The following is a 9543-nucleotide window of genomic DNA, read 5'->3' on the forward strand; positions in this document are numbered from 1 at the left end:
CGTGTCAGTCTGTGGAGCGACTGTAAGACCTGAAGAGAGTAAATCTCGGAAGGCTGGTGCTATGAAGCAGAAACCTAAGTCGTGAGTCTTAGGAATCCCCGTCGCTTCAGCGCGGGGTAGATGTCAAAATAATGAGTAATTCCGTCAGCTCATAATCTAGCTTATAATCCCAGCTTATAATTTATGTCACAATCTCCCGCTTTAGCCCAAGATTCAGTCCAGAATGAAGATTTATTGCTCTCAGTGCGTGACTTACAAGTTACCTTTCGTGGCGATGAGGGGCTGGTCAAGGCTGTCAAGAATATTTCCTTCGATCTCGCTCAAGGTCAGACCCTTGGCATCGTCGGTGAGTCTGGCTCTGGCAAATCGGCGACGGCTTTAGCGATTATGGGGTTGTTAGGAGAGTCGGGCAAGATTCACGGAGAAGTACTATTTCGACCTAGCGGTGAATCCCCCGTCGATCTGGTCAAAGTATCGCCCCAGAAAATGCTGCAATATCGAGGCGATCGCATATCGATGGTATTTCAGGAGCCGATGACATCGCTCAATCCTCTATTCACCTGCGGCTATCAGGTGATCGAAGCAATTCAACTGCATCAAAAAGTCTCCGCAGCGGAAGCAAAGATCCGCACGATTCAGCTTTTTCAGGAGGTGCAATTACCCAATCCCGAACAATTAATTGAACGCTACCCCCACGAGCTTTCGGGCGGACAATTGCAGCGAGTGATGATTGCCATGGCGATTTCCTGTAATCCGCAGTTAATTATTGCTGATGAACCCACCACCGCATTAGATGTGACTGTCCAAGCAACGATTCTGGATCTGCTTAAGGAAATTCAGCGATCGCGCCAGATGTCGATGATCTTTATTACCCATGATTTAGGGCTTTTGGGGGCGATCGCGGATCGGGCGATCGTCATGAACCAAGGGGAAGTTGTGGAAATGGGAGCAACGGCGGCGATCTTCCAAAATCCCCAACATCCCTATACCAAGGGTTTAATTGCTTGCCGTCCCCAGCCCGATCGCCAATTGCGCCTGCTACCAACCGTTAGTGACTTTATGGAAATGCAGAACGGACAAATGGTGGAGAAAGAACTTACCGCTCGGTACTTGGAAGTTGTTCCCCCTGAAGAAATTGCCGCCCATCTATTGGAATTACAGAAGCATGAGCCGATTCTCTCTGTCCGCAACCTGAGAATCGAGTTCCCCATTCGCAATATTTTAGGGCTAAAAAAACGCTATCTAGTGGCGGTCAATAACATTAGCTTTGATGTCTACCGTGGTGAAACCCTTGGACTGGTTGGGGAGTCGGGTTGTGGTAAAACGACTACGGGTAGAGCAATTCTCGGTTTAGCTAATGGGCTGATGGGTTCTGTTAAGTTTGAAGGACGAGAAATCTCGCGATTACGGGGGGTAGCCTTACAAAGATTGCGTGGCGATCTGCAAGTAGTGTTTCAAGATCCCTTTGGCTCGCTCAATCCAAGGATGAGTGTGGGTGATGCGATCGCTGAACCATTAATCGTTCACAGCCATCAAGAGCGCTTTGAGCGCTATCGGCATGTTGATGCGAGAAAAGAAAGAGTTGCCTATCTATTAGAGCGGGTGGGTCTGTCCAAAAGCGCTATGCGCCGCTATCCCCATGAGTTTTCTGGTGGTCAACGTCAGCGGATTTGCATCGCCAGAGCCTTGGCTCTCAATCCTAAATTAATCATTGCCGACGAACCTGTTTCCGCCTTGGATGTGTCCGTACAGGCTCAAGTTCTCAATTTATTTAAAGAGCTGCAAGCGGAATTTGGATTGACCTATATTTTTATATCCCACGATCTTGGAGTCGTCAAATTTATGAGCGATCGCATTATGGTGATGAACAAAGGTGAAATCGTCGAGCTAGACACCGCCGAAGCGATCTACAGCAATCCCCAACAGCCTTATACCCAAAAGTTAATCAGTGCTATTCCCAAAGCTTTAGTTTTATCTCCCTAAAATTCCATTGCGTAGGAGTGCGAAATGCCCCTACGCAATACTCTCAAATTAAGAAGGTAATTATGCTAACTCTCACAAAAAAATATTCTCTTACAGAGTACTTTGATCGCGAAATTCTTTCAGAAACTAGAAATGAATACATTGATGGAGAAATCAACCCGATGACTGGTGGTACACCAACACACAATACCCTTGTTGTTAATTTACTATCTCTGTTACATATCGCTTTACCAAGTCCCTATCGAGTTTTTGTCACCGATCAGCGTCTTTGGATTCCCGATCGCAAAATAGCTACATATCCTGATGTGATGGTTATAGCTGAGCCATTGGAATATCAAGAAGGACGAAAAGATACATTAGTCAATCCGATTTTGATTGCCGAAATTCTATCGCCATCCACAGCAAGCTACGATCGAATTGGCAAATTTGCATCCTATCGAACTATTCCCTCTTTTAAGGAATATTTGCTAATTTCTCAAGATCGCCAGTATGTCGAACATTTTTACAAAGAAGGCGATCGCTGGATATTCACTGCCTATGAGAACGATGCAGCTATTTCCCTAGCATCCTTTGAAGTAGCGATCGCCACTTCAGTTTTGTATAAACGCATTAACTTTGAATTAGAAACTTTGGAGTAAAAGCAATGACACAAGTTGTAAATTCACTATACGAACAAGATATTTTACTCTGGGTAGAAGAAACAGTTGCCAAACTCAGAGCCCATGATTTTGAAAATTTAGATTTGGAGAATTTGATTGGAGAGGTAGAGTCTTTGGGGATTTCGCAGAAAAAAGAATTAATTAGTCGTTTAATCACATTGCTAGAACATCTATTAAAGCGTTTGTATGTCAATATTCCCTACGACTACAATGGCTGGGAACGCACAATTCGTAATCAACGTAACGAACTTCAGGTTTTGCTCAAACAAGTCCCCAGCCTCAAAACTCGTTGGGATGAAAGTTTTGCTGATGCATGGGAAATTGCTCTCAAAACTGTGCGTGAAGAATATCGAGAAGTTGAATTTCCCGATCAATGGAAATTTTCAAGGGATTGGCAGATAATGCTGAGCGAGAGATTTTGGGAAACAGAATAGAGAGCGCCAAGCACTCTCTATTCTCTAGGACAACAACAAAGCTTCTGCTAATTCCTTATCCATTTGTTCAGCAGAGGCGATCGCATCGGTCATGATTTGGCGAGGACTCAGCCCATTGTGATAAGCAGCTAACCAACGTTGGGCTTCATTACCCTGTTCGAGAATCTTTTTCAAGGGTGACAAGAAGCACCATACACCGTTATCTTTAGCACGCGATCGCAGTTCTTCGTATTGGTTAGAAATCCATGCTCTTGCAGTAATTTGTTCTCCTGTTTGCCAATGCGTCAAAACTGCATCAAGGCTGCTAGTTGCTGCGGCAACTTCATTGCGATCGGCAATATCTGCGAGTTCATCGGGTGTGAACTTGGTCGCATGGGGCGCAAGGGGATCGAGCGACGAACCGATGCCAGCTTCCAGAAACTGATTGAGGCGCATTTCTAAAAGAGCCGAGATAGACAGTAAGGCGACGGGGTCGATGACTAGATCGGAAATTCTTAATTCTAAACGGTTGAGATTGTAAGGGCGATTATCGCCATTAGGACGTACTGATGACCAGAGGTGGCGGACATTCTGCATTGTTCCCAATTCTAATTGTTGTTCTGTCCATTCTACAAAGTGGCGGTGACTTCGGAATAGGGGGACTAATTTCGGCGTTTTCGGAAACATTTGCCAACGGGACGAATGAAATCCTGTTGCCTTCCCGTTGAGAAAGGGAGATGCGGCGCTAAGAGCGAGGTATAGTGGGGCTTCGAGGCGAATGAGTCGGCAGGCGGCTATTAATAACTCTAGATCGGCAATGCCAACATTAATATGAATGCTTGCGGTGACTACATCCGTACCATAGGTTTCCTCGATATAGGTATGGTAAGGATTTTGCGGATCGGAACGATAGAAGCGATCCACCCCGCCTAAAGCCAGAGTACTTCCAGGCATTAGGGTATAGTCCCCAAGCGATCGCAAATAACTGCGTAATTTTTGACGGGGTTCTACTAGCGCCATTAATAATGGCTCGTATTTATGAAAGGGTGGCGTAATATATTCGACGTTGCGGCTATCTGGTTCGCGGACAAACCCATGGAGATTTGCCACAATGCGATCGGAAAAGCCCACCACATCCCCCGTTGGTGTAGAGGTGTATATTTCTACTTCAAAGCCTTTTGATAAAAGCACGGGAGGTTTCCTTTTGCTATAGACAATATTACTAGCCTACCTTGCAATGCGATCGCTTTAAAGATGCCTTTGGGTATATGACCGAGGATATAAGCTCCAAGGGACAAGTTGGCGATTCGCATAGCCTATTGTCCCTTGAGCTAATACCAATTCCCAAAATGGCGTTGCCATTTTAGGAATCTCAAAACCTTACTGTGTTTGGTGTTTAATTCACAAAAGTGTGACAACACTTTTGTGAATTGGTATAAGTAGTTCGTCATAATTAAAAACCAAACCAGAGAGCATACCGCCCGCTGCGCGGGCGGTATGCTCTTCTAGGTTTTAAGTTTACTTATGCCTAGCTACTTAACTTTTCATTAGTTCTTTCATCTTTTTGGCAGCTAAGGCATAGCCACCATCGGCTCCATCAATAAAATGCACTTGACGACCGTCCCGTTCAAACACCAAACAAGTCATTAAAGCCCGATCGGAAACATGGAATCCATAGACTAAACGACCTTCGCGAAACTTTTTGTCTAGGTAATTCATTAGTTTTTGACGTTGTTTGATTCTGCCAGAAATTACCATTCGTAACACATCATCAAACTTTTTGAAGTCCGTTGATTCGGAAACAATCTTCTTGTAGTCTCCCCAATTAAATCCTCCAACCCTAATCCTAAAATTCATCAGAATTGTCCCTAATAGGTTAATTAGGCGGATTTTCCATAGATAAAACCATTTTGCTAGCCAACTTTGGGTGGCGGCGAAAACCCTAGTCTCTGACAATAAATTTTTGTCCTCAAAGCCAAGGGACAAATTGCTGGAGATGGCGGGATGGCATTCCGCCCCCTGTCCGTAAATGCGATCGATCTGGTTAATAATTTCGCGATAGAGCAGATCGATTTGACTTTGACTGGGTGCGGTTGCCATGACGATCAGACTTAGAATCTCGTCATGGCGGGTGGGGATATCCTGCCAACGGCATTCTAATCCAGAGAAATCTGCGATCGCATAGGCATTAATCGATTTAGGGCTGTATAAATCCGTAGTCGCGGCATCCTTCACTAAGCGCGTGGCATAGCTGATACCGCCGCCTCTGAGAATTGCTTGGTTATAGTTTTCTGAAATTCGGAGTTTGGCAATTTTAATGTCGTAGTTTGAGGTAATGGCAGTGAGAGGGACAATACCTACACGTAAGCTAAGCTTAAATTCATCGCTGGCTAATTTTTGCACCGCTAGCAAGGATTGTTCTGCTTCATTAATAAACCTGCTCGGAATCAGAATTGAAGCGCCATCGCCACCAAATACAAAGGGAATTTCTAAATCCCCGACTATGTTCAGAATGACGATTATGGAGCAGGCTCCTAGGAGATTGACATCTTTATATTTACCTTCGGCGATCGCTTTAGTTGATTCCGTGACATCGGTGATAATTACCGCCCAGTCATTGGGAATGTCGGAAAAGTTTGCACTGTAGGTAATATCGGCAAAATTTTGAAGGACGGGTAGATCGGCATAAAAGTTCTCAGAGTTCGTATTTTGTGGCTGAAAGTTTTGAATACTCATATCTGTAGCTTTAAATGCAGATCTAAGTGCAGATCTAATACCAATTCACAAAAGTGTTGTCACACTTTTGTGAATTAAAAACCAAACCCAGTAAGGTTTTGAGATTCCCAAAATGGCGTTGCCATTTTGGGAATTGGTATAAATACGATCGTCAGTCCCAAGATCCTATCAATAAAAGACAAAGAGAGATACAGCCAACTGGCTGTATCTCTCTTTGTCTTGTGTCTGTGGCGTAAATTACATTGCGTCTAGCTGTTCTCAATTCATATCAGGTAAGAAATGGCGTATCCATTTCTTACCTGATGTTATGTGGAACGAATATCGCCCTCACCCCCAGCCCCCTCTCCCAATAAGGGAGAGGGGGAATAAGACTAATTTCTAGTTCCCCTCTCCTAAAAGGGGAGAGGGTCTAGGGGTGAGGGTCTTGTAAGCTTCCACCTGCCCGCGTAGCGGGCAGTATGCTCTTCTTATGCCTAGCTACTTAATACCAATTCCCAAAAGTGTGGCTATACTTTTGGGAATTGAAAACCAGACCCAGTAAGGATTTTAAAATCACAAAATGGCGTAGCCATTTTGTGATTTGGTATAACCTGTAGATCTGTAGATCTATTCCCATTCGATTGTGCCAGGGGGCTTAGACGTAATATCTAGGACTACACGATTGACCCCTTCTACTTCATTGACAATCCGATTGGAAATAGTTTCCAATAGATCATAGGGAACCCTTGCCCAATCCGCAGTCATGCCATCTTCACTGGTGACCAGACGCAATACAATTGGATGGGAGTAGGTGCGTTTATCTCCCATCACGCCGACACTGCGAACGGTGGGCAGCAGAACCGCAAAGGCTTGCCAGAGATTATTGTATTGACCAGCGCGATTGATCTCTTGACGGACAATGAGATCGGCATCACGGAGAGTGTTTAAGCGATCGCTAGTAATATCACCAATAATCCGAATTGCCAATCCCGGTCCTGGGAAGGGTTGACGCTTGACAATTTCTTCGGGCAGTCCGAGCGCAGTGCCAACTTTGCGCACTTCATCTTTAAAGAGCTTGCGCAGTGGTTCTACGAGGGTAAAGCGAAGATTGTCAGGTAAGCCTCCGACATTGTGATGACTCTTGATCTTGACGGCAACCCGTTTGCCTGTGACGGGATCGGCATTGGTATCCGCTGACTCAATTACATCTGGATAAAGTGTTCCTTGGGCAAGGAAATCAAAAGGTCCTAAACGTTGAGATTCTTCTTCAAAGACACTAATAAATTCGCCGCCGATCAACTTCCGCTTCTGTTCGGGGTCGGTTACGCCTTCGAGTTTCTTTAAGAAGCGATCGCGAGCGTTAACATATTCGACATGAATGTGGAATTGTTCTTCAAAGAGTTTCACAAGACGCTCTGGTTCGAGCTTACGCATAAAGCCCTGATCGATAAACATACAGGTGAGCTTGTCACCGATCGCTCGATGCAATAAAAAGGCAAGGGTTGAAGAGTCTACGCCGCCAGAAAGAGCTAGTAATACTCGTTTGTCACCAACTTGAGCGCGAATTTCACGGATGGAATTTTCGATAAAAGCATCGGTAGTCCAACTTGGCTCGCATTTACAGATGTGATAGACAAAATTGCGAATCATCGCCATGCCACCAGCGGAATGGACGACTTCAGGATGGAACTGGACTCCATAGAGATTTCTTTCATGATTGGCGATCGCCGCGCAGGGAGTGTTCGCTGTGTGGGCTAACACTTCAAATCCTTGGGGTAAATTAATTACAGAGTCGCCATGACTCATCCACATGGTAATGCCCGTATCGACATTGGTAAGTAAATCAGTGGGATCGTCAATGAGTAATTCGGCTTTGCCATATTCCCCTCGCTCAGCACGCTCAACTGTGCCGCCGAGTTGCTTTGCCATTAGTTGCATTCCGTAGCAAACGCCTAAAATGGGAATATTCAGATTGAAAATTTCAGGATCGCACTGCGGTGCGCCTTCGTCATAAACAGAGTTTGGTCCACCAGATAGGATGATCCCTTTAGGATTAAGCTTCAGTAGATCCTGCGCGGAGATGTGGTACGTTAAAACTTCAGAGTAAACCTGTGTCTCGCGGATACGTCGGGCAATGAGTTCCGAGTACTGAGACCCAAAATCAAGAATTGCAATCATTGAACGGCTATTTATATTGTCTGTGGTAAGATCGGGCTCGGTGCTGATTGAATTTATACTAGATGAAAGAATACCTTCAAGATTTAGTACGGCATTCGATGATGTTGGAGGGGATGAAACCACAGTAGATACCTCTATCTTAATGAGATAGCATTTAATGAGATCGTAAGGCTTTCGGTAAGCCAATCGCCGCGAAAAAAGTAGCTATTCTTACAATGCTAGCAAAACGGTACGTCTTTATGAAGAAAAAGATACATAAAAAAGCTACAAATGCGATCGCCTTGGGTTTATTCTCATCGATTTTAGCCTTGCTAGTTTGGGGAAGTAAGGATCGGGGCTTTAGTTTCGGAAATGTGATGACATCTGCCGCAGAAGCGGTACAGCTCCGTGATGGCAAAACCTATTTTATTAATTTGCCCATGCTGATCGAGGCGGAAACTACGGTTAATCGCATTTACGCCCGCAACGCTACCTATTACTTTGCGATCGCTCTACCACAAAATATGGGCGAACCCTTACAAAAGCTGGAAATTGCCCAGAAAGAAGGCTTCGACTCGATTGATTTTTTTGAAAATGATACGCTTGCCTATGTGCAGTCACCATCGGGTGAGCGAGTGGCGATCGCCAGTAAAACTGAGATTGCGCCCAGTGGCGATCGCAGTGAAGATCGTAATAAAATTACAATTACCTTTAACCCTTCCATTCCTGCTAGCGGTGACCTAAACCGTAAATTGATCGTGGGGCTACGACCAATTAGCAACCCTCGTACCGATGGCACTTATCTGTTTGGGGTGACAGCATTTCCTCAAGGCGATCGCCCTAACTCGCAATTTCTGGGATATGGTCGGTTGAGTTTTTATAGCCTTCGTTTTTAGAATGTTTTTATAGCAAAACCCCAAAGATGAGTGGCGGCGCGGAGCGTCGCCACTCATCACCTATTTAGAAACTTGCCAAAAACTTACAAATTTTTCCCATGAATGATTTAGGACTGCCACCGATCCTAAATACCTATAGAGTGTTTTATCAAAAAGATTGACGTTTGCTATACACTATTGGCAGATAGTAACTAGATATTTAACTATGACCTTCACAACAGAATCGCCAGTAACTCCTGTAGAAGCAGAATCTAGTTTTGCACCCCCAGTTAATCACATTGTGCAAACCATCCAAACTGTAATTGCCAGTATGGATGCCGACAATACGGCGCTCGAAAATCAGACCGAGGATACGTGGAAATTCAAATACGGTACTGTAGAAGTAGTTGTCAATATTACTGGAATCGAACCTACTGACACATTCACAGTATTTTCGACAGTATTGAGCGCACCATTTAAAGATGAAGCGAAAATGACACGCTGGTTACTGGAAAAAAATGCTGCTGATACCTTTGAGTCTCGGTATGCAATTCAAAACGATCAAGTTTTAGTATTATGCTCGCGCTCTGTTGAAGATCTTTCAGCGGCTGAGATCTCAAGGATTATTACAATCGTAGCGGCGATCGCTGACGACAATGACGAAGTATTAAAGGAAAATTTTGGGGCTTAATCCTAAATAAAATAAGTAATAATACTTGTTCTTATAAGAATGGGCGGCGC

Annotated in this window: 8 protein-coding genes; 5 read left to right on the forward strand and 3 right to left on the reverse strand. The window is 44.5% G+C overall.

What is annotated here, in order from left to right:
- The first annotated feature begins 183 nt into the window (after nt 1-183).
- The 3 genes from PseudUWO310_RS22180 (at nt 184) to PseudUWO310_RS22190 (ending at nt 3076) form a co-directional block, all read left to right on the forward strand.
- Complete coding sequence (locus PseudUWO310_RS22180) at nt 184-1983, forward strand: ABC transporter ATP-binding protein (protein WP_143190536.1); 1800 nt, start codon at nt 184-186, stop codon at nt 1981-1983.
- A 62-nt stretch (nt 1984-2045) separates the two neighbouring features.
- A complete protein-coding gene (locus tag PseudUWO310_RS22185; protein ID WP_143190537.1) occupies nt 2046-2621 on the forward strand; it encodes a Uma2 family endonuclease in 576 nt (191 codons plus the stop codon).
- A gap of 5 nt (nt 2622-2626) precedes the next feature.
- The gene (locus tag PseudUWO310_RS22190; protein ID WP_143190538.1) at nt 2627-3076 is read left to right on the forward strand and encodes a DUF29 domain-containing protein; all 450 of its coding nucleotides are present in this window, start codon (nt 2627-2629) and stop codon (nt 3074-3076) included.
- Between the two features lie 24 nt (nt 3077-3100).
- Here the strand turns inward: PseudUWO310_RS22190 and gshA are convergent, their stop codons facing one another.
- The 3 genes from gshA to guaA form a co-directional block, all read right to left on the reverse strand.
- Nucleotides 3101-4246 (reverse strand): glutamate--cysteine ligase, encoded by a 1146-nt coding sequence (gene gshA, locus PseudUWO310_RS22195; protein WP_143190539.1) that lies wholly within the window; start codon nt 4244-4246, stop codon nt 3101-3103.
- Between the two features lie 345 nt (nt 4247-4591).
- Nucleotides 4592-5791 carry a DUF3095 domain-containing protein gene (locus PseudUWO310_RS22200; protein WP_143190540.1) on the reverse strand — a complete coding sequence of 400 codons (1200 nt, stop codon included), beginning with the start codon at nt 5789-5791 and terminating at the stop codon, nt 4592-4594.
- Nucleotides 5792-6397: 606 nt separating this feature from the next.
- Nucleotides 6398-7948, reverse strand: coding sequence for a glutamine-hydrolyzing GMP synthase (gene guaA, locus PseudUWO310_RS22205; RefSeq protein ID WP_143190542.1), 1551 nt, complete (start codon nt 7946-7948; stop codon nt 6398-6400).
- A 239-nt stretch (nt 7949-8187) separates the two neighbouring features.
- Between guaA and PseudUWO310_RS22210 the strand changes: the two genes are divergently transcribed.
- On the forward strand, nt 8188-8823 hold the full coding sequence (locus PseudUWO310_RS22210) for a DUF2808 domain-containing protein (protein ID WP_190316130.1): 636 nt from the start codon (nt 8188-8190) through the stop codon (nt 8821-8823).
- A 205-nt stretch (nt 8824-9028) separates the two neighbouring features.
- Nucleotides 9029-9493, forward strand: coding sequence for a YbjN domain-containing protein (locus PseudUWO310_RS22215; protein ID WP_009625921.1), 465 nt, complete (start codon nt 9029-9031; stop codon nt 9491-9493).
- Nucleotides 9494-9543 lie beyond the last annotated feature (50 nt).

It is taken from the genome of Pseudanabaena sp. UWO310 (assembly GCF_006861605.1).
In the GTDB taxonomy this organism is placed as follows: domain Bacteria; phylum Cyanobacteriota; class Cyanobacteriia; order Pseudanabaenales; family Pseudanabaenaceae; genus Pseudanabaena.

Bases quoted from the DNA above. Each gene is read 5' to 3' on its own strand.
- PseudUWO310_RS22180 (WP_143190536.1), top strand. From the start codon at position 184: ATGTCACAATCTCCCGCTTTAGCCCAAGATTCAGTCCAGAATGAAGAT.
- PseudUWO310_RS22185 (WP_143190537.1), top strand. From the start codon at position 2,046: ATGCTAACTCTCACAAAAAAATATTCTCTTACAGAGTACTTTGATCGC.
- PseudUWO310_RS22190 (WP_143190538.1), top strand. From the start codon at position 2,627: ATGACACAAGTTGTAAATTCACTATACGAACAAGATATTTTACTCTGG.
- PseudUWO310_RS22200 (WP_143190540.1), bottom strand. From the start codon at position 5,791: ATGAGTATTCAAAACTTTCAGCCACAAAATACGAACTCTGAGAACTTT.
- guaA (WP_143190542.1), bottom strand. From the start codon at position 7,948: ATGATTGCAATTCTTGATTTTGGGTCTCAGTACTCGGAACTCATTGCC.
- PseudUWO310_RS22210 (WP_190316130.1), top strand. From the start codon at position 8,188: ATGAAGAAAAAGATACATAAAAAAGCTACAAATGCGATCGCCTTGGGT.
- PseudUWO310_RS22215 (WP_009625921.1), top strand. From the start codon at position 9,029: ATGACCTTCACAACAGAATCGCCAGTAACTCCTGTAGAAGCAGAATCT.